Source organism: Sphaerisporangium siamense (assembly GCF_014205275.1).
Classification (GTDB): domain Bacteria; phylum Actinomycetota; class Actinomycetes; order Streptosporangiales; family Streptosporangiaceae; genus Sphaerisporangium; species Sphaerisporangium siamense.
Window position 1 is genome coordinate 6,507,321 of record NZ_JACHND010000001.1, and the last position, 26,793, is coordinate 6,534,113.

Here is a 26,793-nt window from a genome sequence, read left to right on the forward strand (position 1 = left end):
TCACCGATGCGTCAAGTTCGTATGTCACCCTTGTATGCCGTTGTATCTGACCAAAACCGGCAGGTCACTCGATAGGGCGGAAAACCAGGAGAGATCTCGGCCGTTTGCTGAAGACGAGCGGCCCCGTCGCGGAGAAGGTCTCCCCGTCGCGGGCGAGCCGCAGTTCCTCCTCCGCCGCCGCCGCGCCCCGCGCGCGGGCCCGCCGCTCCGCCGAGGCGAGGGGCGCGACGTGGAGGGTGTCGGCGCGCCACTGGACGTAGTGGCGCGACAGCCCGGTGCCGCCGAGCACCGTGCTCGCCAGGGCCCGCAGCCGGGGCAGCCGCGAGGCGGCGGTGAGCAGCCTGAGGTCCAGGACGCCGTCCTCCAGGCGGTTCCTGCGCGTGGGCGCGACCCCGCGCGACTCGTAGGCGCAGTTGCCCGCGAACAGCAGCCACACGCGGCGCCGCACGCCGTCCACGAGCATCTCCTGGGGACGGCGGTCGTGCATCAGCACGTCGGCCATGGCCAGCACCAGCGCCGGCCACTTGCCGATGCGCTTCTCCCAGTGCTCGCGGCGGTCCACGAGCAGCGGGTAGATGCCGAGGCTCGCGGTGTTGAGGAACACCTTCCCCGCCACCTCGCCGACGTCCACCGCGACCACGTGCCCGGCGCGGTAGGCGGCGACGGCCTCCTGGATGGTCTCCAGGCCGAGGGTGCGGGCGAAGTGGTCGAAGGTGCCCGCGGGGATGGGCAGCAGCGGGAGGCCGTGCTCGATGGCGACCTGCGCCCCGCAGTTCATCGTGCCGTCGCCGCCCGCCACGGCCAGCACGCGCGCCCGGCCCGCGGCCTCGCGCAGCCGGTCCATCAGGTCCTCGCCGGGCTGGACCTCGATGACCTCCGCCTTGGGGAGCACCTTGGCGACGGCGGACGCGGTGCCGGGGTCGCGTCCCGCGGCGTCGTTGACGACGGCCACCACGCCCTCGCCGTCGGGGTCGAGGTCGATGAGCGGCGCGGTCGCCGCGACCCGGGCGTCGCCGTCCACGGTCTGGCCGGGCCACAGGCGCGTGGTGACGACCGCGGCGGTCAGGCCCAGCGCGACGCCGGCGAGCACGTCCCCGGGGTAGTGGACGCCGGTGTAGACGCGGGAGAAGCAGACGGCCCCGGCGGTGACCGCGACGGGCACGGCGACCCGCGCGGGGGCCTCCATCGCCACGGCCGCGGCGAACGCGGCGGCGGACGCCGAGTGGCCGGAGGGGAAGGAGTGGGACGAGGGAATCCTGCCGAGCCGCGCCAGCGGGAAGTCCACGATGGAGGGGCGGCTGCGCGCGAACGCCTGTTTGCCGAGCAGGTTGACCACGGGGCTGGCGAGGCTGATGGCCAGCAGGCCGCGGGTGGCCGCGCGGCGCATCCGGCGGCGCCCGGTGAGCGCCATGGCGCCCGCGACCCCCGCCCACAGCAGGGAGTTGTCGGCCGCGCGCGACAGGCGGGGCAGCACGCGGTCGAAGCCGGGCAGGTGCGCGTCGGCGACCGATCGGAACAGGCGCCGGTCCACGGCGCCGAGCCTCTTCCTGATCGGCGTGCGCTCGGTCATGACCCTCCACATGCCCTGGTTAGTGCCCACATGGGCCACAGGCAGTCACACGAGCCGCTCCGATTCACGTCCGGCTCCGGGTCAGGGCAGGGGACGGCGGCCGGGGAAGCCGAGGTCGCTGCGGTGGTACCAGCCGAGCGCGGTCTCGCCCTCGATCCAGCACAGGCGGACCGACGCGCCGGACAGCACGGCGGGGAAGTCGGCCAGCAGCGGCGCGACGCCCTTGACCTCGATGCCCTGCTCGTCGAACCAGCCGAGGATTTCGGCGACGCGCGCCTCCATCGCCTTGGCCTCGGGGATGCCCCCGAGGTGGGAGAGCCCCGTGGCGGCGAGGTCGTGGCCGAGCTCGGCCAGGTCGGCGCGCATGGCTATCAGCAGGGCGGCGCGCCGCAGCAGCTCGGGCATGAGGTCGCGCGCCTCCTCGACCGTGAAGACCTTGTTCACCACGGCCGGGAACCGCCCTTCTCGTTGATCGCCTTGGAGCAGCGCGCCAGCAGGGAGCGCAGCGTGTCGCGCTCCTCGGGGGTGAACTCCTCGGCGATGCGCCGCTCGATCGCCGCGGCGCGCTCGTCGGCCAGCCGCAGCGCGCGCCACCCCGCCTCGGTGAGGTGGGTCTCCAGGACGTTGCGCTGCCAGCGGTTCGGCGTGCGCCGGACGAGGCCGCGCTGCTCCAGATTCCTGATCACGACGGTCATGGCCTGGGGCGTGACACGGCAGGCGCGGCCGAGCGCGGCCGAGGAGACGCCCGGATTGTCGGCCAGGGCGAGAAGGGCCGCGTACTGCGGCGCCGTCAGGCGGGCGGGCCTGACCGCCGCGCTCCTGGCCGCCATGAGCTCCTGCTCGACGCGCTTGATGTCGAACCCCAGCCGTTCTCCGGCGGGCATGCTCATGGCCGCCATCCTATATGACCTTGGACGGGACCTCGGGGACCGCTCCCCCGGGGAGGTCAGGAGGCCGCCGGGGCCGCGGGCACGGGCACGGGGCCGCCGGAGGGCCGCGGCGGCTCGGGCTCCTCGCCCAGCGCGTCGCGCAGCACCTCGTCGGCGTCGACTTCGAGGACCCGGGCGCGCTGCTCGCCGCCCTCCCCGCAGCCCACCGCGATCTCGCCGTGCTCCCAGGGCCGCGCACGGCTGAAGGCGGCCCGGAAGAACCTCTCCTCCCCGGCCGTGCCGCACAGACCGATGAGCCGCGCGTACGCGGAGAGCGCCTCGGGGGCGCCGCCGCGGCGTCCGGCGGGCGGCGCGTCGTCCCCGGCCGCTCGCGTCGCGGCGTCCGGCCGCGTCGGATCCTGGCTCATGCGCACCTCCGTCACAGAGTGTGTCGCCATAGTGACACCGCCGTGTCGATCAGATGGCCCGGCGGTCGCCCCCGGGGGACGTTTCTCCTCCCGCGAGTGACCGCCGTACCCACGCGAGTAACCGCCGCGCCGCCGGACGGCCCGTGCGCTTCTGTACCGATAGGACCCGCGCCGGTCGTCCGTGCCTCCTAGAAGGCGGGCGGCTCGGGCTCCAGGCCGAAGGCGGCGAGCAGGCGGTCGGCGGCCAGGGACGGGGTCAGTGTGCCCTCCAGGACCTCGCGCTCGACCTCCGCGCCGAGCGCGGCGACCTCCGGGTGGTCGAGCAGCCGGGCGAGGAGACGTTCGCGGACCAGCGTCCAGGTCCAGCCGACCTGCTGGCGGCGCCGCTTGTCGGCCAGGGCGCCCGAGGCCTCCAGCCGGTCCTGGTGGCGCACGATCGTGTCCCACAGCTCGGGCAGCCCGGCGCCCTCCATCCCGCTGCAGGTCAGCACGGGGATGTCCCACCCGCCGCCCCCGGCGCGCAGCAGCCGCAGCGCGCCGGCCAGCTCCCTGGCGGCCTTGCGCGCGTCCATCTCGTGCGGGCCGTCGGCCTTGTTGACCGCGATGACGTCGGCCAGCTCCAGCACGCCCTTCTTGATGCCCTGGAGCTGGTCGCCGGTGCGGGCGAGCGTGAGCAGCAGAAAGGTGTCCACCATGTCGGCGACGGCGGTCTCGGACTGCCCGACCCCGACGGTCTCGACCAGGACGACGTCGAAGCCGGCCGCCTCGACCACGACCATGGCCTCGCGCGTGGCCTTGGTGACGCCGCCGAGCGTGCCGGAGGTGGGCGAGGGGCGGATGAACGCGTCCGGGTCGGCGGCCAGGCGGGCCATGCGGGTCTTGTCGCCGAGGATGCTGCCGCCGGTGCGCGTCGAGGAGGGGTCCACGGCCAGGACGGCGACGCGCAGGCCCTGCCCGGTGAGGTGGACGCCGAGGGCGTCGATGAAGGTCGACTTGCCCACGCCGGGCACGCCGGTGATCCCGATCCTGCGGGCCTTGCCGGACAGGGGGGTCAGCTCGACCAGGAGCCGCTGGGCGAGCGCCCGGTGGTCGGCGCGGGTGGACTCCACCAGCGTGATCGCCCGCGCGATCCAGCCGACGGACCCCTCGCGGACCCCCTGGACGTAGGACTCAAGCGCCGGCATGGCCCAGCCGGGCGGAGAGGTCGCGCAGGAGGTCCAGCGCGGCGTCGGCGATGACCGTGCCGGGCGGGAAGATGGCGGCGGCGCCGGCCTCGCGCAGCGCGGTGAAGTCGCCCGGCGGGATCACCCCGCCCACGACGATCATGATGTCGTCGCGCCCGAGCGCGGCCAGTTCGTCGCGGAGGGCGGGCACCAGCGTCAGGTGCCCGGCGGCCAGCGAGGAGACCCCGACGATGTGCGCGTCGGCTTCGACGGCCTGGCGGGCGACCTCGGCGGGGGTCTGGAACAGCGGGCCCACGTCCACGTCGAAGCCGAGGTCGGCGAAGGCGGTGGCGATCACCTTCTGGCCCCGGTCGTGCCCGTCCTGGCCGACCTTGGCGACCAGGATGCGCGGGCGTCGCCCCTCGTCCCTGGCGAACGCCGCGCAGGCGGCCCTGACCTTCTCGACTCCGGCGGCGTCGCCGGCCTCCTCGCGGTACACCCCGCTGATCGTACGGACCTGCCCGGCGTGCCGTCCGAAGACCTTCTCCAGGGCGTCGGAGATCTCGCCGACGGTGGCCTTGGCGCGGGCGGCCTCCACGGCCAGGGCCAGCAGGTTGGCGTCCCCCGCGGCGCCGCGGGTGAGGGCCTCCAGCGCGTCCCGGCACGCCCCCTCGTCCCGTTCCTCGCGCAGGCGGCGCAGCTTGTCCAGTTGCCGGGCGCGCACGGCCGAGTTGTCGACCTTGAGCACCTCGATGTCCTCGTCGGAGCCGGCGCGGTACTTGTTGACGCCGATCACCGGCTGCCTGCCGGAGTCGATGCGCGCCTGGGTGCGCGCGGCGGCCTCCTCGATGCGCAGCTTGGGCAGGCCCGCCTCGATGGCCTTGGCCATGCCGCCCGCCGCCTCGACCTCCTGGATGTGGCCGTGGGCGCGGCGGGCCAGCTCGTAGGTCAGCCGCTCGACGTAGGCGCTGCCGCCCCAGGGGTCGATGACGCGGGTCGTGCCGGACTCCTGCTGCAACAGGAGCTGGGTGTTGCGGGCGATGCGGGCGGAGAAGTCGGTGGGCAGGGCGAGCGCCTCGTCCAGGGCGTTGGTGTGCAGCGACTGGGTGTGCCCCTGGGTGGCGGCCATCGCCTCGACGCAGGTGCGCACCACGTTGTTGAACACGTCCTGCGCGGTCAGCGACCAGCCGGAGGTCTGGCAGTGGGTGCGCAGCGACAGCGACTTGGGGTTCTTGGCGCCGAAGCCCTGGACGAGGCCGGCCCACAGCAGGCGGGCGGCGCGCAGCTTGGCGACCTCCATGAAGAAGTTCATGCCGACGCACCAGAAGAACGACAGCCGCGGCGCGAAGACGTCCACGTCCAGCCCGGCCGCCACCCCCGCCCGCAGGTACTCGACCCCGTCGGCCAGGGTGTAGGCCAGTTCCAGGTCGCAGGTGGCCCCGGCCTCCTGGATGTGGTAGCCGGAGATGGAGATCGAGTTGAACTTCGGCATCCGCCGGGAGGTGTAGGCGAAGATGTCGGAGATGATCCGCATCGACGGCGCCGGCGGATAGATGTAGGTGTTGCGGACCATGAACTCCTTGAGGATGTCGTTCTGGATGGTCCCGGTCAGCTCCTCCGGCCGCACCCCCTGCTCCTCGGCCGCCACGATGTACAGGGCCAGGATCGGCAGCACGGCGCCGTTCATGGTCATCGACACCGACATCTCGCCCAGCGGGATGCCGTCGAACAACCGCCGCATGTCGTAGATCGAGTCGATCGCCACCCCCGCCATGCCCACGTCCCCCGCCACCCGCGGATGGTCGGAGTCGTAGCCGCGGTGCGTGGCCAGGTCGAACGCCACCGACAGCCCCTTCTGCCCGGCCGCCAGGTTGCGCCGGTAGAAGGCGTTGGACTCCTCGGCGGTGGAGAACCCCGCGTACTGACGGATCGTCCACGGCTGGGTGACGTACATCGTCGGGTAGGGGCCGCGCAGGAAGGGCGCCACGCCGGGGTAGGTGGACAGGAACCCCAGCCCGTCCAGGTCCTCGGCGGTGTAGAGCGGCTTCACGGCGATGCCTTCGGGGGTGTCCCAGACCAGGTCGGCGGGGCTCTTGCCGGTCTGCTCCTGCACGGCGGACGCCCAGGCGTCCACGCCCGCGGGGGCCGGCTCGCCGCCGGTGAGCGCGACCTCGGTGAAGTCGGGGATCATGGGGCCACTCCCAGGTCGTCGAAGGTGGCGTGCAGCACGTCCAGCGCGTCGCACCCGGCGTGCAGCACCGCGTCCACTCCCTCGTACTCGCCCTTTCCCGCCAGCCAGACACGCGTGGCGCCCGCCCGGCGCAGCGCGGCGGCCACCGGAGCGGCGTGCTCGGCGTACAGGCGGTCGCTGGAGCACAGGCACGCGACGGCCGAGCCGCTGCGGCGGAACTCCTCGGCGATCTCGGCCGGGTCGGTGCGCGGGCCGCAGGCGACGGTGGCCAGGCCGCCGGCCTCGAAGAGGTTGGCGGCGAAGGACGCCCGCGCGGTGTGGGCGGCCACCGGGCCGATCGTCGCCAGGAAGACCCGCGGCCGGGGCTCGGCGCGGTCGGCGCGGTCGGCGCGGTCGGCGCGGTCGGCGCGGTCGCGCAGGTCCTCGAACGCCCCGGCGTAGCGCACGCGGGGCAGGCCGCCCCCCGCGGGCTCGGGCGCCGCGGGCCTGGCCGGGCGCTTCTCGCCGAGGTTCGGGAACTCGCTGACGCCGGTGACGGGGAAGATCCTGCGGGCGATGTCGCGGGACCTGTGTGCCCAGGTGGCGGCCAGCCGCTCGGGGATCAGCCGCTCCAGCGCCGCCCCGGCTCCCCCGGCGCGTTCGATGTCCTGGAACCAGTCCCAGGCCACGGCGGCCAGGTCGGCGGTGAGCCGCTCGACGTACCAGGAGCCGCCGGCCGGGTCCGCGACGTGGGCGACACCGGCCTCCTCGACCAGCAGGGCGTGGGTGTTGCGGGCGATCCGCCGCGCGAAGGCGTCGGGCAGGCCGAGGCGGGCGTCGAAGGGCTGGACGGTGACGGCCCGCGCGCCGCCCGCGCCGGCGCCGAAGCAGGCCAGGGTGGTGCGCAGCATGTTCACCCACGGGTCGCGGGCGGTCATCATGGCCGAGGAGGTCACCGCGTGCTGGGCCTGCCCGCCGTGGCCGGGCGCGCCGCACGCCTCGGCGACGCGCGCCCACAGCACGCGGGCCGCGCGGAACTTGGCGATCGTGAGGAACTGGTCGGCCGTGGCGGCGTAGCGGAACTCGATCTGCGCGAGGGCCTCCTCGACGGTGAGGCCGGCGTCGGTGAGCGCGCGCAGGTAGGCGACACCGGTGGCGATCGAGCAGCCCAGCTCCTCGGCGTCGGAGCCGCCCGCGTCGTGGTAGGGCGTGGCGTCCACGGTGACGGCCCGCAGCCCGGGGAACTCGGCGGCGCGGCGGGCGAGCCCGGCCAGGTCGAGGGAGACCCGGGCGCCGGTGCGCGCCTGAAGGCCGAGCGGGTCGGCGCCGAGGTTGCCGCCCGCGGGGGTGACGCCGCGACCGGCGGCCAGCCGCAGGTAGGCGTCGGCGGCGGCGGCCGTACCGGCTCCGGCGTCCAGCACGACGGGCGCGAGGTCGAGGTAGACGCCCTCCAGCGCCCGGGGCAGGTGCGCCGGGTCCAGGCCGCCCTCGCCGAGGACCAGCCACAGCGAGGTGACGCCGTTCTCCAGGTCGGCGAGCACGGCCTCGCGCGTCGTGTCCGGGTCGGGGTGGGCATGGCGCTGGCGGACGTCCCACGCGCCGCCCACTGCCCGGGCGCCTCGGACGTAGGGCGCGAAGCCGGGCGGCCCTGAGCCGGCGGGAAGATCTGCGGCGTCGTACAAGGGAGCCACCGTCACGCCGTCGTAGGTCGTGAAGGCCAGGGAGGAGAGGGCGGCCAGGGCCTCCTGCGGCGCGTCGGGCTCGACGCCCGATCTGCGCAGTACGCCCAGGGCGAGCCGGGCCCAGTCGTCCCGCGAGGCGGGCGGGAACCCGGCGGCCGGGTCGAACTGCTCTGGCTGCACCCTCATGTCCCGGATGGTAAGCCGTGTGCTCACCGGACGTGACGGCGGGACCCCCGCGCGGCTCAGGAGACGGGGGCCTCCCAGGCGGCGTCCCAGGTGAGCCTGCCGACGACTCCGTCGGCGTCGAGGCCCTGCTCGCGCTGGAAGTCGAGACAGACCTCGCGGGAGGCGGGACCGTAGGCGCCGTCCACGTCGACGGCCGCGCCGCGCTTCTTCATCTGGGCCTGCCAGGTGCGGACGTCCTCGCCGCGGGTGATCGGCGGGTACTTCAGCAGCCGGCCGGGGAACTTCGGGTGCTCCTGCGGATCCGGGTCGGGCGGCGTCTCACCGTCGCCGGGGCGCGGGGCGCCCTTCTTCACCCAGGCGTACAGCGCGTCGCCGGGGCAGTCGGTGGAGTAGCCGTCGCGGTGGCCCTTGATCTGGCTCCCGGCGCCGCCGCGCTCGCGCAGGTAGTCGATGGCGTCGAGGACACCGAGCAGCATCTCGTCGTTGGGCTGGACGAGGCCGGAGTTGCCGACCAGGGCCAGGACGGCGTAGTGGTCGGTGTTGAGCCCGGCGCCGTTGGCGGCGCAGACGTGCCCGGGGCCGCGGCCGACGAAGACCTTGCGGTGCGGGCAGGCGACCATGCTGTATCCGATGTCGATCCAGCCGTTGCCGTCCATGTGGAAGTTCTGGATGGATTTCACCATGGCGACGCAGCGGGCGTGGTCGTCCACGATCGACGGCTCGACCCGGCCGCCGGTGTAGTGCACCTTGACGCCTTTGTTACGGGACAGCGAGGAATAGGAGCCTCGTGGGGCACGGGCTCCCCAGTCTTTGCGCGACACGATGTCGATGGCCACGGACATCTCCAGGGGGACTGGGGCTTTCCTGACTACGGCGGACCCCTGTCCTCACCCCCCTGGCTCAAACCCCCGGCGCCTCCGAGCCCGTGGCGAGCGGAATCCGCATCTCGCCAACCCTATCCGCATGCCGATGCCGCCACGCGAAGTTCGCGGATGTCGGTTTGGCGATGCCACCAACTTTCGCAGATTTGAGAGAAAATGCTTGGACTTCCCCCGCAATCAGCATGAATCATGAATATATGTCCATTGTGGAGGAGGTTCGTTTCCCCGCCGCCGAAGCCCTGCCCATGCGGGTGTGGCTCGACGACGGCGACTCGCCGATCGATGTCATCGACGCGCTCGCGCTGTCCCCGTTCGCCAACGGGAACCAGCCCTACGCGCGCACCGCCAGCCTGGAGCGGGTGCGGCCCGACGCCGCGCTGATGCCCGCCCGTGCCCGGCTGACCCGCGCGGCGCGCGAGCAGGACGGCCGCGACTCGCGCCTGGCGTGCGGGGAGGGCTGGACGCTGCGGGTCGTCAGGTTCAGCAACCGCGCCGCCGTCGTGACCGTGACCGCCGTCAGCGACGAGCTCGCCCGCTCGGTGCTGGAGGAGTGCACCAAGGACGCGGTCGAGCCGCCGCCGCACGACCAGGGCCACGTCGACATGGGCTTCTGGTGGACCGGAGCCCGCGGGCCGCGGCGCACCGAGCGGCCGATCAGCGCTCCGCTGTGGCCGACGATCCGCGAGAACTACTCCACCGCCGCGCGCGGCGTCCTGGAGAACGTCATGCGGGTGACGCCCGCGGCCGTGGACGGGCGGCTGCTGCTCCTGCACGGGCCCCCGGGCACCGGCAAGACCACCGCGATGCGCGCCCTGGCCCGCGAGTGGGCCGACTGGTGCCAGGTGGACTGCGTGCTCGACCCCGAGCGCCTGTTCGCCGACCCCGGCTACCTGATGGAGGTCGCCGTCGGGTACGACTCCGACGACGACGGCCACCGCTGGCGCCTGCTGGTGCTGGAGGACTGCGACGAGCTGATCCGCGCCGAGGCCAAGGAGGCCACAGGCCAGGGCCTGTCGCGGCTGCTCAACCTGACCGACGGGCTGCTCGGCCAGGGCAGGGACGTGCTGGTCGCGGTGACCACCAACGAGGAGCTGGCCCGGCTGCACCCGGCGGTCGTGCGCCCGGGGCGCTGCCTGGCCCAGATCGAGGCCGGACGCCTGTCCCACGAGGAGGCGGCGGCGTGGCTCGGCACCTCCGAGGGGATCGGCGCGGCCGGGGCGTCGCTGGCGGAGCTGTTCGCCCTGCGCTCGGGGCGGGGGCCCGCCGTGCCGCCCGCGCCGCCCGAGACTACGGGGCTCTACCTCTGAACCCCGCGGCTACCTCTCCGGCCGGCGACCGGCCGGAGAGGTAGCCGCGGGCCCGCACCTGACCAGCAGAGCGGGCTCGGTGCGCGGCAGCCCGCCCGTCGCGGCGGCGGGCCGCTCGCGCGGGGCGTCGTCGCCCCAGAACGGCCCGGACAGGCCCAGCTCCTGGAACAGCGCCCGCGCCTCGTCCGGGGTGCGCCTGCGGTAGTCGCGGGTGAGGCGGCCCTCGTACCAGCGCGTCGCCAGCAGCCAGAGGGTGCGCGGGTCCAGCAGCACGCCCCGGGGGTTGCGCGTCTCACGCAGCCAGCGGCCGACGTGCTCCTCGGCGCAGAACAGCGACTGGTGCCCGCAGGCGAACATCACGTCGTCCCACATGCGCGGGATCGGCACCAGGAAGTGGGCCACCATGTCGGTGGTGGGCGGTTCGTCGGGGCAGACGTCCAGCGCCAGCGCCCTGCCGCAGCCGGGGCAGTGGGTGGCGACCAGGCACGGCTCGCCGACCAGGGCCGGGATCGCGAAGGAGTCCCAGGCGCAGCCACCCCACCACTTCATCCGCTCCCCCGCGACGACGAAGCCGAGCGGCACCGCCGACCAGGGGTGGGCCATGACGATCCGCCGGCGGTCGGCGTCGAGCACGAGGAAGTGGGCGTCGTGCAGGGCGCGCAGCGCCTGGAGGGCCTCGTCCGCGCCGATGCCGAACTCGGCGGCGACCTCCTCGGTGACCGGCGGGCCGCCCCGTTCGGCGAAGGACCGGTAGACGAAGACCCGCACGTCTGCCAGATCGTGCATGAGTCTGACGATACCCTCCTGACCTGGGTCGATGCCATATGCTCCGGCGTGTCCCCCCATGGGGCGGGGACGGCGGGGAAGGGGCGCGGGCGCGTGGATCATCGATACGTAAACCATCCGATGCGCCCCGGCGACCCCCGAACCACAATCGGCAAGGTGGTCACCCCGTCGCCCGCCGGTCCCAGCCGTGTCGTCCTCCACCGATGGACCTCCATGGTCCCCGCGGAGAGCGGCGTGGCCGGGTTCCTGGACCCGTTCGGCGGCGAGGCCACGACCTGGCCCTACACGCGGTGGACCTCCGAGGAGCGTGAGATCGGATTCCCCGCCGCCGAGCTGGTGCCGTCCTGGACGGCCTCGGCGCCCAAGGGGTCGTGGCTGCGGGTGGAGCTGCGGGCCCGCACGGTGACCGGCGGGCTGACCAAGTGGTACGACATGGGCCGCTGGGCGGAGGGCGAGGAGGACATCCACCGCTCGTCGCTGCCCGGCCAGGGCGACCAGGACGGCGACGTCGCCGTGGACACCTTCGTGGCCGCCCGTCCCGTCGTGGCCTACCGGCTGCGGATCACCCTGCACGGCACGGGGGCCAGGGTGCGAGCGGCCTGCGTGATGGCCTCGGCGCCGCCCGCGCGCGGCGGCGGGGCCGTGAGCCTGCCGGGCGAGGCGCGTGGGGTGGCGCTGGACGTGCCGTCCCGCTCGCAGCGCGTCCACTCCGGCCACCACCCGCAGTGGGGCGGCGGCGGCGACTCCTGGTGCAGCCCCGCCTCGGTGACCATGGTGCTGCAGTACTGGGGCGCGGGGCCCGGCCCCGCCGAGCTGTCCTTCGTCGACCCCGCAGACCCGTGCCCGGCCGTGGACCACGCGGCCCGCGACATGTACGACCACAGCTACCAGGGCACGGGCAACTGGCCGTTCGCCGTCGCCTACGCCGGGCGGTACGGCATGGAGGGCTTCGTGACCCGGCTGCGCTCGCTGGCCGAGCTGGAACGCTTCATCCGCGCCGGCATCCCGGTGATCACCTCGCAGGCGTTCCGGGAGCGCGAGCTGCCCGGCTCGGGGTACTCCACCGGCGGCCACCTGATGGTCGTCACCGGGTTCACCCCGGACGGCGACGTGATCGCCAACGATCCGGCGGCGCCCACCGACGGCACGGTCAAGAGAATCTATCCCCGGGCCGCATTCGAGAACGTGTGGTTACGCACGACCGGTAGCGGGGGAATCGTCCATGTCATCCACCCGCGCGACGTCCCGCTTCCCGTCCCGACCGCAGAGGGCAACTGGTGATCGAGTCCGCTGTCACTGCCGCCGACGTCGCCCGCGTGGGCGACCGCCCCACCTGGGCCGACATCGTGCCCGCGCCGGACGGCGAGGAGGTCTGGTGGGACGAGCCGCGCCCCGCCGAGGGCGGCAGGCGCTGCGTGGTCCGGCGCACCCCGGACGGCCGGGTGCACGACGTGCTGCCGCCGGGCTGGAACGCGCGCAACCGGGTCATCGAGTACGGCGGGCGCTCCTGGCGCGCGCTGCCGGACGGCGGGCTGGTGTTCACCAACTGGGCCGACCAGCGGCTCTACCGCCTGGACCGGCTCGACCCCGGCACCCAGCCCCAGCCGATCAGCCCGCCAGGCCCGTCCCGGTACGCCGACCTGATCCTGCACGGCGACGAGGTGTGGTGCGTGCGCGAGACCGGCGTGCGGCGCGACCTGGTCGCGGTGCCGCTGACCGGGGGCGAGCCGCGGGTGGTGGCCACGGCCCAGCACTTCCTGATGAACCCCCGCGTCTCCCCCGACGGACGGCAGGTCGCCTGGATCGGCTGGGACCACCCCAACATGCCGTGGGACGGCACCGAGCTGTGCGTGGCGCCGCTGCGCGAGGACGGCACCGCCGGCCCGTACCGGGTGGTGGCCGGCGGCCCGGAGGAGTCCGTGGCGCAGGCCGAGTGGCGCGACGACGGCGCGCTGTACGCCGTCACCGATTCCACGGGCTGGTGGAACATCCATCTGGTGCCCGTGGACGGCGGCCCGGCCGAGAACCTGACGCCGATGCCGGAGGAGTTCGGCGACGCCGTCTGGAAGCTCGGCTCGTGCTGGTTCGCCCTGGCCGGCGACAGGATCGCCGCCGTCCACGGCACGGCCGGCGTCAAGCGGCTGAGCGTGCTCGACCCCGCCACCGGCGCGCTCACCGACGTCGGCGGCGACTACAGCTGGTGGGCCGCCACCCTGTCGGCCTCGCCGGACGGGCGGCGCGTGGTGGGCGTGGCCACGACGACGCACCGGCCGTTCGAGGTGGTCCGGGTGGACCTGGACACCGGCGCCCAGGAGGTGCTCTCCTCGGCCAAGGACCTGCCCGACCCGGCGCTGCTGCCCACGCCCGAGGCCATGGTCTTCGACGGCGTGCACGCCCACGTCTACCCGCCGCGCGGCGCGCGCGAGGGCGTGCCGTCGCCGTACGTGATGTTCGTGCACGGCGGGCCGACCGGGTCCAGCCCGCTGGTGTTCGACCTGTCGATCGCCTACTTCACCAGCAGGGGCATCGGCGTGGCCGAGGTCAACTACGGCGGCTCCACCGGGTACGGCCGGGCCTACCGGGAGCGGCTGCGGCACAACTGGGGCGTCGTGGACGTGCGCGACAGCGAGACCGTCGCCCGGGGCCTGGCCGCCGCGGGGCTGGCCGACCCCGATCGCCTCGCCATCCGGGGCGGCAGCGCGGGCGGCTGGACGGCGGTCGCCGCGCTCGTGCACAGCGACGCCTTCCGGGGCTGCGTCGCGCACTACGCGATCACCGACCCCGAGGGGTGGGCCCGGGAGACCCACGATTTCGAGTCCCGCTACCTGGACGGGCTGATCGGCCCGCTGCCCGAGACCCGGCAGCGCTACCTGGACCGCTCCCCCACGCTGCACGCCCACCAGGCGTCCGGGCCCGCGCTGCTGCTGCACGGCCTGGAGGACGCCATCGTCGACCCGGGCCAGGCCGAGCGGTTCGTCACGGCCCTGGACGCGCACGGCGGCCGGTGGGCCTATTTGACCTTTCCCGGGGAACAGCACGGCTGGAGACGCGAGGAGACGATCATCGCGGCACTGGAGGCCGAGCTCGCCTTCTACGGGCTCATCTTCGGCCTCCCCACCCCCGAGGTGCCGCCGTTGACGCTGAAAGGACCGAAGTGACAGAGGTGGCGGGCATCTGCTCGGACCTGCTCAGGATCGACACGACCAACGACGGCACGCCGGACGGCTCGGGCGAGCGCGCGGCGGCCGAGTACGTCGCGGGGCTGCTCGCCGAGGCGGGCATCGAACCCATGGTGTTCGAGTCGGCGCCCCGCCGCACCAGCGTGGTGGCGCGCGTCCCCGGGGACGACCCCGAGGCGCTGCTGATCCACGGGCACCTGGACGTCGTGCCCGCCGACCCCGCGGAGTGGCGGCTGCACCCGTTCTCCGGCGAGATCGAGGGCGGGTGCGTCAACGGGCGCGGCGCGGTGGACATGAAGGGCACGCTGTCCATGACGCTGGCACTGGTGCGCGAGTGGGCGCGCACCGGGCGGCGTCCGCGGCGCGACCTCGTACTGGCGTTCCTCGCCGACGAGGAGGCCACCGGCGAGTACGGCGCCGGGTACGCGGTCACCCGCCACCGCGACCTGTTCGAGGGCTGCACCGAGGCGATCAGCGAGTCGGGCGGCTTCAGCGTCCAGGCGGGCGGGGACGGGGCCCGTGTGTACCCGGTGGCGGTGGGCGAGCGGGGCACGGCGTGGATGAAGCTCACCGCGCACGGGGTGGCCGGGCACGGCTCCAAGCCGCCGGTGGACAACCCGGTCGCCGAGCTGTGCCGGGCGCTGGCGCGCCTGGCCGACCACCGCTGGCCCGTGCGGCTCACGCCCGCCGTGGCGCGGCTCATCGACGGCCTCGGCCGCGCGCTCGGGACCACGATCGACCTGGACCGGCTGGACGAGGAGGCCGAGCGGCTCGGCCGGGCGGGGACGCTGTTCAAGGGCGTGATCCGCAACTCGGCCAACCCGACCATGCTGGAGGCCGGATACAAGGTCAACGTCATCCCCGGCACGGCCGAGGCGCACGTGGACGGCCGGTTCCTGCCCGGGTTCCGCGACGAGTTCCTGGAGACGGTCGACCGGCTGCTCGGCCCGAAGATCACACGGGAGTTCGTCAGCTTCGAGGACGGCGTGGCCTCCCCGACCGAGGGCCTGTTCGACGACCTGTGCGCGGCGCTGCTGGCCGAGGACCCGGCGGGCCGCCCGGTGCCGTACGTCATGACCGGCGGCACCGACGCCAAGTCCTTCGCCAGGCTCGGCATCCGGGGGTACGGGTTCGCGCCGCTGCTGCTGGACCCGTCGCTGGACTACTTCGGCATGTTCCACGGCGTGGACGAGCGCGTGCCGGTCGCGGGCCTGGAGTTCGGCGTCCGCGTCCTGGACCGCCTGCTCACCTCCCCGGCCACGCCCCGGCCCGCCGCGCCGTCCGACGCGATGGGGGTCTAGGAAGCAGTACTTCAGCACGGCCGCCGCCGGCGCGTTCGAACTCGCGGTGGCCGGAATGGGTTCAGTGACCCCGTCAGGCGGTCCTGCGGCGACGTCTGCGGTCCTGCAAGTCGCTCATGGCGACCTCCAGGTCGGTACCCGCGGCGACCGCTTCGACGTACAGGCCGGTCAGCTTGCCCGCCAGCTCCGCGTTGACACCCCCCTGCCCGACGCCGCTCGGCACCTGCAGCGGCGGCACGGCGACGATCGCATTGTCACCTCGGATGAGCACCTCGACGGCCACGGCAGGGTGCATGGCGTTCACGAGGTACTGATGCCGGTCACTGGAGTAGACGATGATCTGCAGGTGCTCGCGGCCCCTGGGCTTGTTGATGAGACGCCGCGCGGCCTCGCAGCGGATGCCATCGCCACTCGTGCACGCGCCCCTCGCGTCCAGGTGCTCCACGGTCGGGGCCACCACCAGTTTGGTGCAGGCTCCCATGACCCGCGCGACCTGCTTGACGACGATCCTGCCATCGATGATCTCCGAGACCTGCGACGCCATCGCCCGGACGGCCAGCATGGGATCGGTGATCGAAAGCTGCCAGTAGCCCCTCTTGCCGGGAGCGGCCCGATGGAACTCGGCGGTGAGTGCGGTGACCACGTCACCCCGCCGGAGCTGTAGCGGGACGACCCCACTCGGCAGGTTGGCGGTATCAGGGCGCCAGATGACCGCTTCTCGCCGGTATCCGACCCCCGCGTCGTAGATCTCGCAGTCGAACCTGTCCGGCTTGCTCGCGATGACGCGGGCGGTGACGAGGGTGCCGGGGGGCGGTGGGGCGACCAGCTCGGGGCGAGGGTACCCGCGAGAGGGACGATCGATGCTGCACTTGAGGTCGACGATGAAGGCGGCGGCCTCGTCGGGCGTGATCTCCAACGTGTCCGCGACGAGCTGGGCCGGGGTCAGAGGCTCCTTGTCGCAGACGTGGCACCCGGCCTTGTTGTCGCGGATCCGCAGGGTGGGACGCGGATTCCTCTCCTTGTGCCTGTCCGGCCGGGGACAGGCCCAGACAGGAGGACCGTCGGTGGTGGCGGAGCTCCCCAGTCGAAGGAGGACGGAGTCGATCGGCGTGACGTTCGCGTCGGCCAGTTTCCGATAGTCCTCCCGCCCGGTTTCGGCCTCGACGATTTCGTAATCGTCTCGCACCCGGCGCCGCCGGTTCATGCTGATCCGCTGCCAGAGTTTCTCCAGATCGATCCCCTGGCCGGAGGTGTTCTTGTTCTTCGGTTCCGGTTCGAGGCCGGTCGAGAGAACGGGCCAATGATGGCCCTTGGTCTCCCGGATCCCGGCGACGAGCGCGAAACACTCAAGAGCGGGCTTCACGCGACGTGGCGGGACCATGCGCAGCCGGGAGGCCCAGCGGATCATTGACACGGCCTCCGGGCTCAGCGGTGTTCCAGGCTCGAAGGCCACATGTGGCATGTGGCGAGGATCCTCCCCGCCGACCTGGGCCCACTTCGGCGGAGGCGACGACCGGCCTGCGTCGCTCAACCCGCGCCCTTCCTCGTAGATCTGCGGCATGTCCAATGCCACGCCCTTGACCTGGACGTCGACCCATCGATTGGCCAGGCCGCAGAGGACGGCGTAGTAGGCGATCACGTCGGGACCCTCGCCCGCCACGAACATCATCTTGGAGCGCCGATCGGAGATCTCCAGGCCCTTGCCGGTCCACGCCTCCAGAACCGCCGCGACGTGGTCCTCGACGCCGGCGGGGAGGGTCACGGTGACGGTGTTCCTCCGCGAGGAGGACGTCCGCTCCGGCCAGCCGACGATTACCTGACTATCCCGGCCTGACATAACGCGCCACGTCATGTATAGATTATGCAATAAATTTTCTACGGGACCCATCTGTGTTACAGGAGCCACCGTGCTTGAGCTTTCGACCGTCATCAAGGAATTGCGCACCGAGTTGACGAAGGCGATGAAGTCCGCCGACGGTGAGCAGTTGCAGTTCGGGGTGGGGCCCATCGAACTGGAGGTGACGATGGCGGTCACCCGTGAGGCCTCGCTGAACGGCAAGGTCAAGTTCTGGGTGCTGGAGACCGGCGCCGACGCCAAGATGAGCGACGCGCAGACCCACCGGGTGAAGCTCACGCTCACGCCCGAGGTGAAGGGGTCGACCAAGGAGGAGGACAGGTCACCGTACATCTCAGGGCTCGGGCAGGAGGGCGAGCGCTGAGCAAGAACCGCGCCGGGCAGATCATCGTGGATCTGCCGGATGGGAAGATGAAGCTCGGCTCCGGCTACCGGGTGACCGCAGACGTGGTCCTGACCGCCTCCCACGTGGTCGAAGGCGCGCGGAAAGTCCAGGCGCGTTTCACCGCCGACCTTGACCACAAGGTGCCCGCCGAGATGCTGTGGACGGTCGGCGAAGTGACAGCACTCCGCGTCCCGCCGGAAAAAGGTCTCTCGCCTGTCCGCTACGGACTCGTGGAGCGCCACGCCACCGAGATACCGTGCGAGGCTGTCGGTTTCCCGCTGTGGAAGTGGCGGGAGGACGTGCGGGACAGCGCCCAGGTCAAGGGCTCTATCCTGCCCCTGTCGAACCGCTACACGAACACCCTTCACGTAGGCGTCGATCGTCCCCCGGCCGAGAACCCAGAAAGTTCCCCCTGGAAAGGGATGTCGGGCGCCGCGCTCTTCGTCCGAGACCGGCTCGTCGGAATCATCCAGGAAAATCACCATCCAGAGGGAGCCGCACACCTGACGGCCAAGCCCGTCGATTGGGAGCGGCTGACGCCGGAGCAGCGCGCGCAGATCGGCTACGCGGGCGAGCCCCCCAGCGTGAACCCGCTTCCCGGGCGGAATGGCCACGGCTACCAGGCCGGCGCGGAAGAACTGCGCCCCGCGGGGGGGCTCCGGGACCGCGATCGCGAACTCGCGGAACTCGCCGAATTCTGCGCCGGCGATGAGCCGTATCTCTGGCTGCAGGGACCCGCCTGGGCGGGCAAGAGCGCGCTGGTCTCCTCCTTCGTCCTCAACCCGCCGGACGGGGTCAGGGTGGCTGCCTTCTTCGTCCACCACTCCCGAGCCGACGCGGGCGCCTTCCTCCAGGACATGGGCGGGCAACTGGCGGACATCGCGGGCATCCCTGGCGGCGCGCCCCGGCCGGACGGCGTCCTGACGGACGTCCTGACGAAAGCGGCAGAGCGGTGCCTGGCCGGGGGCAAGCGCCTCTTACTGGTCGTGGACGGGCTGGACGAGGACACGAACCCGTATTCCAGCATCGCCTCCCTGCTTCCCCTCCATCCGCCGGAGGGCGTCCGCGTGCTCGTCACCGGCCGGCCCCACCCGGGGATACCCACCGACGTGCGCGATGATCATCCGCTGCGCCGCTGCCGTGTCTGGTCGTTGCAGCCGAGCGCGCACGCCGCGGTCATGCAGAGCAAGGCCGGCCTTCAGTTCGAGACATCGAGCCAGGAGCCGGGCGATAAGAGGCTACTGGGCGCCGTCGCCGCGGCCCAGGGCGCGCTCACACTGGACGACCTCGCCAAGCTGACAAAGCTGGAGCGAAACGAGGTCCGCGGCCGGCTCTGGAACCCGATCTTCACCCGGACCGCCGACGGATACGTGTACGCCCACGAGACGCTGCACAGGAGAGCCGAGGAGGAGCTCGTCGAGCAGGTGGAACTGCACAGGGGGCGGATCCACGAATGGGCCGACTCCTACCGCGAACAGGGCTGGCCGCCAGGCACGCCCGCGTACCTCCTCCGCTCGTACGGCCGGCTCCTGACCGACCGGGCGCGCCTGCTGGACTACGCGCTCGACCGTGCCCGCCACGAGCGGATGCGCGAACTCGTGGGTGGCGAGTCGGCCGCCCTCGGGGAGCTCACGGCCGCCCAGCAGAGGCTCGGCGGTGAGGCCGACCCCGATCTGGTCACCCTGGCGCGCCTGGCCGTCGCCCGCGAACAGCTCAGCAAGGCCACCGCACCGCCACCTGTCGAGCTGCCCGCTCTCTGGGCCAGGCTCGGCGACCACGAGCGGGCGGAGAGGCTGGCCGACTCCATCGTCGACGCGGACGCGCGCCCCGCGGCTCTGTCGGCTGTCGCGAGGGCGATGGCGGAGGCGGGCGACCTGCGCAGGGCGGAATCCGTGGCGTGCTCCATCGACGACATGGAGCAGAGAGGCTCGGCCATGGGAGCCGTCGTGCAGGCGATGGCGGACCGGAGAGAGGCGAGCGCCGCGGAGAGGCTGGCCCGCTCCATCGAGGAGACCGCGCAGCGGGTCCGGGCCCTGGCCGCGGTGGCGGAGGCGAGCCGGTCCGCCGACCTCCTCGACGAGACTGAGCAGCTCGTCCGGTCGGTCGTCGACCTGGACGACCAGGCCCGGGCCATGACCGCCGTGGTGAAGGCGGCCGCCGTATGCGGGGACGTGGCGCGGGCGGAGGCCCTGGTCGACCGGATCCCGCTGATGAGGCAGCGGGTGTGGGCACTGAGCCACATCATGAGGGCGCTCGCCGGCGGCGACCGGGACCGGATCCCGGCTGTCACGGAGCGCGCCGTGGCGACGGTCGAGACGATCGCCGGCGAGCTCGGTCACGACCGGGCCCTCGGTGCGCTGGTGACGGCCGTCGCCTACTGCGGTGACGTGGAACGGGCTGCGGACCTGGCGGTCAAGCCAGGGCGTAATTCCTACGCCTGTGCGCACGCCCTGACCGCGCTGGCCGCTACGGTCAGCGCGGCCGGCAATCTGGATCTTGCCGTGGAACTGGCCGAAGCCGTCCCCATCCCCGCCATGCGTACGAACGCGCTCTGTATCGTGGCAAGGGAGATCGCCAAACAGGGCGACCGGCCGTGGGCGCTCGACCTGGCCGGGCAGGCGAAGGCACTGGCCTGCCACGTGAAGGACAAAAGGCGGCGTGCGCGGGCGATGGTCGCCGTGGCCGGGGTGCTCGGCGCCTGCGCGGATCCCGAAGCCGACACGGTGATCGACTCGATAGAGAGCCCCTACCAAAGGGTTCAGGCGCTTGTCGCGGTGGCGGGGACGGTACCGGATCGCGATCTAGCGCGCGCCCTGGCCATGAGGGCGGAGGAACTGGCGCGCCCGCAGGCACGGGTCTGGCCGCCGCAGGTGCTCGTGCCCGTCGCGAGAGCGGTCGCCGCGGCCGGGGACCTGGACCGCGCCGAGGCGCTGGCCTGCGTCATCCGCGACAGGGACGTCCAGACGAGCGTGCTCAGCGACCTGGTGCGGCTGATCGCCGGCCAGGACCCCGCTCGGGCCGAGTCCGTGGTCCTCGGCCGGATCCGGGGCGCGCAGAACCAGGCCAGAGCGATGGTGTGGGTCGCCAAGGGGCTCGCCGCCCACGGAGAGCTCGACCGTGCCGAGAAGCTTGCTCTGTCGTTGCCCGACCTGGAACCACGGGCGAGGGCGCTGGCCATGGTGGTGGAAGTGGAGAAGATCCCCGACACGGACCGGGCCCTCAATCTGGCGCGAAAGATCCCGCACGCCGATCGGCGGGACAAGGTCCATACCGACCTGATCCGGCTCATGGCCGCCAGAGGGTCGCTCCCACGGGCCGAGAAGCTGGCGCGCAAGCTGCCGGCGGACCACCGCGTGAACGCGCTGCTCGCCGTGGCCGCGGCGAGCGATCCAGCGCCCCGGCGCACGCTGCTGGAGGAAGCCGGGAAGCTGGTCGAGCAGGTGCGGGATGAGGGCAGGAAAGCGAGGCTGGTGACCGCCTTGGCGAAGGCGCTCGTCGGTGCGGGCCGGCTGCGCGAGGCCAAGCGGCTGGCCCGTGGCATCCCGTTTCCTGATCTGTCGGCCGACGCGCTGGCCGACGTGGCGGTCGCGTGCGCCTCTCTCGGGCACGTGGGAGATGCCCTCACCCTGGTCAGGAAGATCGAAGCGACGGCCGTCCGAGCACGCGCGTACGTCGCGGTCGTGACGGCGCTCGTCGACCGTCGCGAGGTGCCCGCCGCACTCCGCATCGCCGTGAAAGAGATTCCGACCGCCGACCACATGGCTCAGGCGCTCGCCGTGCTGGTCAGGGCCGCCCCTGGCGGAAAGGACACGGTGGCGGAGGCGGCGCGGCGCGCGGAGTCGCTGCTGGTCCCCCAGCGCATCACTCATCCCGATTCGCAGCTCAGGGCCTTCGTCGACCTGCTGCGGGCCATCGTGGACAGTGCTGGGCCGTCCGCCGCCCGCGACCTGGCGGACCGGATCGAGAAACTGGCCGCCGAGATCGAGGACGCGGACCGGCAGGCGCAGATCCTGGTGGCCCTGTCCAGGATCGTCGAGCCGGCCCGGGGTCGGCGGCTGCTGGCGCGCGTGCTGAGTGGACCGGCCTGGACGGCGGCCCTGGACACACTGCACGCGACGGAACCGCGGGCGCTCCCGCTGATCGCCGACGAGCTGCTCGCCGGTGGCGGCAACCGGGCCCGCCCGCCCGGAGAGGCGGGCGGGCGGCCTGCTCAGGCCGCGGGACAGACCTCCAGCCCCCACAGCGTCGGGAAGCGCGAGCTCTCCTGGGAGGGCTGAGGGATCTCAGGCAGCCTCCCAACGATGACCGCGTCCTGGACTGCCTGCTCGCGTCCCGGCCATGCCCCCACCCGCCGCACCGTCCGACGCGATGGGGGTATAGAGACTGGAATCTCTAACCCCAATGGGTGTATAAGTATGAGGTAACCCCATCATGACCCCATGCTCGGGATCAGGAGCCTCCTCATGCCCAAGATCAACGTGTACGTGCCCGACGAGCTCGCCGAGGCGGTCAAGGACGCCGGCGTGCCCGTCTCCGCGGTCTGCCAGCGGGCCCTGGAGCAGGCGGTGCGCCGGGTCACCGCCATCCGGCAGACCGCGCTCGGCGAGCTGTCGGCCGACGACCTGAGCGACCGGCTGCCGCACTTCACCCCCCGCACCCACGCCGTGCTCAAGCTGGCCATCGACCGGGCGAGCGCCGCCGGCCGGCCGTCCGTCGGCACCGGCGACCTGCTCGCCGGCATGGTCGACGAGGGCACCAACCTGGCGCTCCACGTCCTGCGCGCCATCGACATCGACCCCGCCGCCGTCCGGCGCGCCCTGGAGCGCCGGCCCGACGCCGAACCGGACGCCCCCGCCGGAACGGCCCGCTCCGCCACGCCCGCCGCGGGCGAGGATGCGTCGCGGGCCTTCGGCGCGACCGGCGGTTCGGAGGGCGGGGCGTCACGGCACTTCAGCGCGGCGGCGGCCGGCGCGCTGGAACTCGCGGTCACCGAGGCCACCTCGTTCGGCCACAACTACGTCGGCTGCGAGCACCTGCTGCTCGGCCTGGTCGCCGAGCCCGAAGGAACCGCCGGGCAGGTGCTGCGGGAACTCGGCGCGGAGCCACGGCTGACGCGCCGGGCCGTCACGGCGGCCCTGGCGGGCTACGTCCACCTGCGGGCCCAGACATTCGGCGCGGGACCGACCCCCTCCGCGCAACCCGCCGCCCAGTCCGCGACCGGAACCCCGGCCCGGCCGGGCGAGGCGTCCGCCGCGGGTGCGGAAAGCACGGCGAATCCGGCAGAGCTGATCGCCACGGTGGTGCGGGAGCAGGTACGCCCGCTCGTCGAGCGCGTCGAGCGCCTGGAGCGCACCCTCGGCGCGCCAAGCCCGGAATGAGTCCGCGAGGAACCGAGAAGTCCCGATGGGGCACGACCCTCAGGGGAACCGGCCGAGCGAGCGCCGGATGAGCGCGGGGGTGCGCGTGCCCGCTCGTGCCGGGGACGCCGGGAGCCGGCCTCCGGGGCGCTCCCCCGGACCCGCCGCCCGGGTCGCGCTCACCGCGGCGGCCATCGGGACCTTCTGGCTGCTCGCCCTCCTCCCCGTCCTCCTCCTCACCCGCTGACATGCCGGCGAGGTGCGTCGCCGAAGCATGAAAGCCTTCGGGTCCGGTGTGGATGTCGCCGGCCACACCGGACCCGAAGGCCCGCACTTCTCCGCAGAATCATCGTGATCGCGTCGTCCCGTACCAGACGACTAGCCGCCCGGCTGGAGGACCGAGTCGATCATGTAGATGGTCGCGTTGCGGGTCTGGATGTTGCCGCAGACGACCTTGGCGCCGTCGACGGTGTAGGTGCCGTTGGACTCGCCGGTCTTCAGCCTGCCGCTGTCCAGGGTCACGAGGCTGCCGCTCTTCAGGTCGGCGGGCGTCTTGCGGCCTTCGACGATGTGGTGGGCGAGCAGCCGGGCGAGCCGCTGCTTGTCCTGTTCGAGCCGGTTCAACGTGTCCTTGGGGATCTTGGCGAAGGCGTCGTTGGTGGGCGCGAACACCGTGATGTCGGTGGCCGAGTTGGCGGCGTCCTCCAGGCCCGCCTTCTTCACCGCGGCGACCATGCTGGACAGCTGCGGGATGTGCGAGGCCGCGGTGACCAGCGGTTCCCCGGCGAGCTGGGCCAGGCTGCCCGGGCCGGACTTCGGCAACGTCCCGCACCCCGTGCCCACGGGCGAGGATGTCGGAGAGGGCGACGGAGAGCCCGTCGGAGACCCCGTCGGGGACCCGGTGGGAGACCCCGTGGGAGATCCGGTCGGAGACCCCGTGGGAGACCCGGTCGGAGAACCCGTGGGAGACCCGGTCGGGGACCCTGTCGGAGACGCCGTCGGAGACGGTTGCCGTCCGGACGACTGCGTGCCGTAGGCGGCGGCCGTGAGCGACAGCGTGGCCGCGATCGGAAGGGCGAGAAGACGGGTTTTCATGGAGTTGCCCCCTTGTGCCAGGGCCCTCCCCCAGGGCGGCCCGGCCGAAAAGGTCCGCACGTGGGGCGGGCGCCTCCGCGCGCGGCGACCCTTCTCATTATCGCCGAGCCCTCGCGGCCGCTCCCCATGCCGCGGAAGACATGCGACAAACGTCCCCCATGGACGCCGGGCCGGCGGGCATGGGCGGACAGGGGCACGGAGATCCGTCCGCGCCTACCAGAGGTCCCGCCCCACGTACACCCCAGAACCGCCCCGCGCGCCCCTGAGCGGCTTGGCGCGGTCCGTGCGCGTGCGCGAGCATGGCGTAGGCCGGTACGCGCCGGGGGCCGTCCGCGTCGGATCATGCTTCGGACCATTAGGAGGACCGGTGGAGACACCGTCGATCGTGTCGCGCGCGGAGTGGCTCGCCGCTCGCCGGGAGCTGCTGGCCCAGGAGAAGGAGCTGACGCGCGCCAGGGACGCCGTCACCGTCCGGCGCCGCGCGCTGCCCATGGTCGAGGTCGACAAGGACTACGTGTTCGACGGCCCGGACGGCAAGGCCCGCCTCATCGACATGTTCGAAGGCCGTCGCCAGCTCCTGACCTACCACTTCATGTGGATGCACGACAGCGACCTCGGCTGCACCAGTTGCTCGTTCCTGGTCGACAACGTCGGCGACATCCGCCACCTGCACAGCTGCGACACCACGCTCGCGCTGGTGTCCCGGGCCCCGCTCGCGAACATCGAGCGGTTCCGTGCGCGCATGGGCTGGACGCTGCCGTGGTACTCCTCCCACGCCAACGACTTCAACTACGACTTCCACGTCACCGCCGACGAGGACGTCGCCCCCGCCGAGTACAACTACATGGACAAGGAGACGCTGGAGGGCAAGGGCATCGGCTTCTTCGTCGCCAAGGGCCAGGACGCGCACGGCATCAGCGTCTTCCTGCGCGACGGCGACCGCGTCTTCCACACCTACTCGACCTACGGCCGCGGCCCGGACCTGCTGCTGACGACCTACAACTACCTGGACCTGACGCCCCTCGGCCGGCAAAGGTACGTCAACGAGTTCCCCCACCACGACACCTACGACGCCCCCGCCCCGCACGCCTGCCACTGACCCCGCGGCCCTCCGGCGGCGTCCACGTCCGAGACGGCGTGCCGCCGCCCGGGGGGCCGGTCAGCGCTTGGGCGTGAGGAGCCCGTCGATGACGTAAAGGTTGGCGTTGCGGGTCCGGATGTTCCCGCAGGCGACCTTGGCCTTGTTGACCTTGATCTTGTCACCGGACCCCTTCGTGGTGATCTTGTCGCCTTCGAGCGTGGTGAACTCGGCCTTCTTGAGATCACCGGGTGTCTTGCGGCCCTGGACCACGTGGTAGGCGAGGAACCTGGTCAGCGCGTTCCTGTCGGCGAGCAGCTTGTCGAGCTTGCGCCTGCCGAGCTTCTTGAACGCCTCGTCGGTGGGCGCGAACACGGTGATGTCCTTGGCGGTGTTCAGCTTGTGCGTCAGGCCCGCCGCCTGGATCGCCTGGTTGAGCGTCGACAGGTCGGGAGAGTGCGCGATGGCCGTGTCGACCCGCAGCCTGCCCAGCTCCGTGACGCTGCCCCTGCCGGACGGCGGCAGCGTCTTGCATGCGGGCCCCACGGGCGCGGACGCCACCAGGGCCGCCGCGACGGCGTGCCACCCGTCGGACGTGGAAGATCCGCCGGCCATCGGGTACGCGCCGGACACGGGATGCGCGGCGGGCAGCGACAGAGCCGCCGCGATCGGAAGCGCCAGAAGACCAGGTTTCATCCGCCTGTCCCCCTTTTCTTCCTGCTTTTGCTGCGCCGAGGGGCGGCTCTCTGGCATGACTCGCCACATGGCCGACCTATTGAGTTGTTTCCGCGCAGGCGTCTTCGTCGCACACCACCGGGGCGACATATCGCCAAATATCCCTATATCGAGATAACAGTCGGATTCAAACCCGTGCCGGGTGCGGAAGCACACAAAAGCACGTCAGGAATCCGCCACGTCGTCCTCACCGGCGGCCCGGCCGGACTCCTCCGCCAGATGCCCCCGGTAGGTCAGCACGCGGCCGGCGACCGGCAGCGTGACCCGCACCTCGACGTGGAAGCGCGGCGGACGCCGGGCGCGGTCCTCCGGCTCGACCCACGCCCGCGCCGCCACCCGGGGAGCCAGCCGGTCCGGCACCCGCAGCCGGAGGCGGCCCGCGCGCAGCACCGCCTCCTCCTGCACGACCTCGACCCCCTGGCCCGAGAGGGTGGTGCGCGTGCGGATCTCCAGCGGCCCGTGCCGCTCCCAGGCCCGCTCACCGGCCCGGGTCTGCACGCTGACCAGCGCGCGGCCCTCGATCCGGCGCACCCACCGCTCCTTCAGGCCACCTGCCGAGCCACTGCGGACCACCCGGACCCGCGCCGGCGCCGCCGCGCGGGTGCGGGGCAGGCGCAGCAGAACGCAGACGAGCCTGCCGAGCGGTCCGGGACCGCGGCGCACCTCCAGCACGCCGGTTCCGCCGACGCTCTCCTCCCCCAGGTGGAACCGCCGCATCCACTTCTGCGCCTCGTCCTCCACGCCCCACCCCGTTCGCCGGAATCTC

General features: G+C 72.8%; 22 protein-coding genes. 9 read left to right on the forward strand and 13 right to left on the reverse strand.

The window, feature by feature from the left end; genetic code table 11:
• Positions 1-64: 64 nt before the first annotated feature.
• The 8 genes from BJ982_RS29740 to BJ982_RS40685 all read right to left on the reverse strand — a co-directional run bounded on the left by BJ982_RS29740 (position 65) and on the right by BJ982_RS40685 (position 8,904).
• Positions 65-1,570 carry a bifunctional phosphatase PAP2/diacylglycerol kinase family protein gene (locus BJ982_RS29740; RefSeq protein WP_184885489.1) on the reverse strand — a complete coding sequence of 502 codons (1,506 nt, stop codon included), beginning with the start codon at positions 1,568-1,570 and terminating at the stop codon, positions 65-67.
• Positions 1,571-1,651: 81 nt separating this feature from the next.
• Positions 1,652-2,017: a DUF2203 domain-containing protein gene (locus BJ982_RS29745; RefSeq protein ID WP_307784632.1), complete on the reverse strand. Its 366-nt coding sequence runs from the start codon at positions 2,015-2,017 to the stop codon at positions 1,652-1,654.
• On the reverse strand, positions 2,011-2,460 hold the full coding sequence (locus BJ982_RS29750) for a MarR family winged helix-turn-helix transcriptional regulator (protein WP_203959066.1): 450 nt from the start codon (positions 2,458-2,460) through the stop codon (positions 2,011-2,013). Before BJ982_RS29750 ends, BJ982_RS29745 begins: the two co-directional genes overlap by 7 nt.
• 56 nt (positions 2,461-2,516) lie before the next feature.
• Positions 2,517-2,867, reverse strand: a complete 351-nt coding sequence (locus tag BJ982_RS29755; RefSeq protein WP_184885490.1) for a hypothetical protein — start codon at positions 2,865-2,867, stop codon at positions 2,517-2,519.
• A 188-nt stretch (positions 2,868-3,055) separates the two neighbouring features.
• The gene (meaB, locus tag BJ982_RS29760; RefSeq protein WP_184885491.1) at positions 3,056-4,051 is read right to left on the reverse strand and encodes a methylmalonyl Co-A mutase-associated GTPase MeaB; all 996 of its coding nucleotides are present in this window, start codon (positions 4,049-4,051) and stop codon (positions 3,056-3,058) included.
• Positions 4,038-6,221, reverse strand: a complete 2,184-nt coding sequence (gene scpA, locus BJ982_RS29765) for a methylmalonyl-CoA mutase (RefSeq protein WP_184885492.1) — start codon at positions 6,219-6,221, stop codon at positions 4,038-4,040. Before scpA ends, meaB begins: the two co-directional genes overlap by 14 nt.
• On the reverse strand, positions 6,218-8,068 hold the full coding sequence (locus tag BJ982_RS29770; RefSeq protein WP_184885493.1) for a methylmalonyl-CoA mutase family protein: 1,851 nt from the start codon (positions 8,066-8,068) through the stop codon (positions 6,218-6,220). Before BJ982_RS29770 ends, scpA begins: the two co-directional genes overlap by 4 nt.
• A 56-nt stretch (positions 8,069-8,124) precedes the next feature.
• Positions 8,125-8,904, reverse strand: a complete 780-nt coding sequence (locus BJ982_RS40685; RefSeq protein WP_184885495.1) for a peptidoglycan recognition protein family protein — start codon at positions 8,902-8,904, stop codon at positions 8,125-8,127.
• Positions 8,905-9,146: 242 nt separating this feature from the next.
• On the opposite strand from BJ982_RS40685, the gene BJ982_RS29780 reads away from it, so the two are divergent.
• The gene (locus BJ982_RS29780; protein ID WP_221482395.1) at positions 9,147-10,256 is read left to right on the forward strand and encodes a DUF5925 domain-containing protein; all 1,110 of its coding nucleotides are present in this window, start codon (positions 9,147-9,149) and stop codon (positions 10,254-10,256) included.
• 9 nt (positions 10,257-10,265) lie between these two features.
• Here the strand turns inward: BJ982_RS29780 and merB are convergent, their stop codons facing one another.
• On the reverse strand, positions 10,266-11,042 hold the full coding sequence (merB, locus tag BJ982_RS29785) for an organomercurial lyase (RefSeq protein ID WP_184885497.1): 777 nt from the start codon (positions 11,040-11,042) through the stop codon (positions 10,266-10,268).
• Positions 11,043-11,198: 156 nt separating this feature from the next.
• Here merB and BJ982_RS29790 point away from each other — a divergent pair, with 156 nt between their 5' ends.
• From BJ982_RS29790 to BJ982_RS39880, 3 genes are read left to right on the forward strand one after another with little or no spacing between them, the layout of a single operon-like run.
• Positions 11,199-12,323, forward strand: coding sequence for a C39 family peptidase (locus BJ982_RS29790; protein WP_239123111.1), 1,125 nt, complete (start codon positions 11,199-11,201; stop codon positions 12,321-12,323).
• Positions 12,320-14,200, forward strand: a complete 1,881-nt coding sequence (locus tag BJ982_RS39875; protein ID WP_307784646.1) for a S9 family peptidase — start codon at positions 12,320-12,322, stop codon at positions 14,198-14,200. The genes BJ982_RS29790 and BJ982_RS39875 overlap by 4 nt, the downstream gene beginning before the upstream one ends.
• Positions 14,197-15,522 carry a M20/M25/M40 family metallo-hydrolase gene (locus BJ982_RS39880; protein WP_239123115.1) on the forward strand — a complete coding sequence of 442 codons (1,326 nt, stop codon included), beginning with the start codon at positions 14,197-14,199 and terminating at the stop codon, positions 15,520-15,522. The genes BJ982_RS39875 and BJ982_RS39880 overlap by 4 nt, the downstream gene beginning before the upstream one ends.
• A 73-nt stretch (positions 15,523-15,595) precedes the next feature.
• Here the strand turns inward: BJ982_RS39880 and BJ982_RS29800 are convergent, their stop codons facing one another.
• Positions 15,596-17,284: a hypothetical protein gene (locus tag BJ982_RS29800; protein ID WP_184885499.1), complete on the reverse strand. Its 1,689-nt coding sequence runs from the start codon at positions 17,282-17,284 to the stop codon at positions 15,596-15,598.
• A gap of 145 nt (positions 17,285-17,429) precedes the next feature.
• On the opposite strand from BJ982_RS29800, the gene BJ982_RS29805 reads away from it, so the two are divergent.
• The 4 genes from BJ982_RS29805 (at position 17,430) to BJ982_RS29820 (ending at position 23,366) form a co-directional block, all read left to right on the forward strand.
• The gene (locus tag BJ982_RS29805) at positions 17,430-17,741 is read left to right on the forward strand and encodes a trypco2 family protein (protein ID WP_184885501.1); all 312 of its coding nucleotides are present in this window, start codon (positions 17,430-17,432) and stop codon (positions 17,739-17,741) included.
• A 26-nt stretch (positions 17,742-17,767) separates the two neighbouring features.
• Positions 17,768-22,039, forward strand: a complete 4,272-nt coding sequence (locus BJ982_RS29810; RefSeq protein ID WP_184885503.1) for a serine protease — start codon at positions 17,768-17,770, stop codon at positions 22,037-22,039.
• Between the two features lie 162 nt (positions 22,040-22,201).
• Positions 22,202-23,140, forward strand: coding sequence for a Clp protease N-terminal domain-containing protein (locus tag BJ982_RS29815; protein WP_260413876.1), 939 nt, complete (start codon positions 22,202-22,204; stop codon positions 23,138-23,140).
• Positions 23,141-23,165: 25 nt separating this feature from the next.
• Complete coding sequence (locus BJ982_RS29820; RefSeq protein WP_184885505.1) at positions 23,166-23,366, forward strand: hypothetical protein; 201 nt, start codon at positions 23,166-23,168, stop codon at positions 23,364-23,366.
• A 131-nt stretch (positions 23,367-23,497) separates the two neighbouring features.
• Here BJ982_RS29820 and BJ982_RS29825 read toward each other — a convergent pair whose 3' ends face one another.
• Positions 23,498-23,941, reverse strand: a complete 444-nt coding sequence (locus tag BJ982_RS29825; RefSeq protein WP_184885507.1) for a fasciclin domain-containing protein — start codon at positions 23,939-23,941, stop codon at positions 23,498-23,500.
• 640 nt (positions 23,942-24,581) lie between these two features.
• On the opposite strand from BJ982_RS29825, the gene BJ982_RS29830 reads away from it, so the two are divergent.
• Positions 24,582-25,313, forward strand: coding sequence for a DUF899 domain-containing protein (locus tag BJ982_RS29830; protein ID WP_203959194.1), 732 nt, complete (start codon positions 24,582-24,584; stop codon positions 25,311-25,313).
• 60 nt (positions 25,314-25,373) lie between these two features.
• Here the strand turns inward: BJ982_RS29830 and BJ982_RS29835 are convergent, their stop codons facing one another.
• Both BJ982_RS29835 and BJ982_RS29840 read right to left on the reverse strand, forming a co-directional pair.
• A complete protein-coding gene (locus tag BJ982_RS29835) occupies positions 25,374-25,988 on the reverse strand; it encodes a fasciclin domain-containing protein (RefSeq protein ID WP_184885511.1) in 615 nt (204 codons plus the stop codon).
• A gap of 204 nt (positions 25,989-26,192) precedes the next feature.
• The gene (locus tag BJ982_RS29840; protein ID WP_184885513.1) at positions 26,193-26,768 is read right to left on the reverse strand and encodes a DUF4166 domain-containing protein; all 576 of its coding nucleotides are present in this window, start codon (positions 26,766-26,768) and stop codon (positions 26,193-26,195) included.
• Between the last annotated feature and the right edge of the window lie 25 nt (positions 26,769-26,793).

What these genes read in the sequence shown, in the direction of transcription:
- BJ982_RS29740 (WP_184885489.1), bottom strand. Translation starts at nt 1,570, where the DNA reads ATGACCGAGCGCACGCCGATCAGGAAGAGGCTCGGCGCCGTGGACCGG.
- BJ982_RS29750 (WP_203959066.1), bottom strand. Translation starts at nt 2,460, where the DNA reads ATGAGCATGCCCGCCGGAGAACGGCTGGGGTTCGACATCAAGCGCGTC.
- BJ982_RS29755 (WP_184885490.1), bottom strand. Translation starts at nt 2,867, where the DNA reads ATGAGCCAGGATCCGACGCGGCCGGACGCCGCGACGCGAGCGGCCGGG.
- meaB (WP_184885491.1), bottom strand. Translation starts at nt 4,051, where the DNA reads ATGCCGGCGCTTGAGTCCTACGTCCAGGGGGTCCGCGAGGGGTCCGTC.
- scpA (WP_184885492.1), bottom strand. Translation starts at nt 6,221, where the DNA reads ATGATCCCCGACTTCACCGAGGTCGCGCTCACCGGCGGCGAGCCGGCC.
- BJ982_RS29770 (WP_184885493.1), bottom strand. Translation starts at nt 8,068, where the DNA reads ATGAGGGTGCAGCCAGAGCAGTTCGACCCGGCCGCCGGGTTCCCGCCC.
- BJ982_RS29780 (WP_221482395.1), top strand. Translation starts at nt 9,147, where the DNA reads ATGTCCATTGTGGAGGAGGTTCGTTTCCCCGCCGCCGAAGCCCTGCCC.
- merB (WP_184885497.1), bottom strand. Translation starts at nt 11,042, where the DNA reads ATGCACGATCTGGCAGACGTGCGGGTCTTCGTCTACCGGTCCTTCGCC.
- BJ982_RS29815 (WP_260413876.1), top strand. Translation starts at nt 22,202, where the DNA reads ATGCTCGGGATCAGGAGCCTCCTCATGCCCAAGATCAACGTGTACGTG.
- BJ982_RS29820 (WP_184885505.1), top strand. Translation starts at nt 23,166, where the DNA reads ATGGGGCACGACCCTCAGGGGAACCGGCCGAGCGAGCGCCGGATGAGC.
- BJ982_RS29835 (WP_184885511.1), bottom strand. Translation starts at nt 25,988, where the DNA reads ATGAAACCTGGTCTTCTGGCGCTTCCGATCGCGGCGGCTCTGTCGCTG.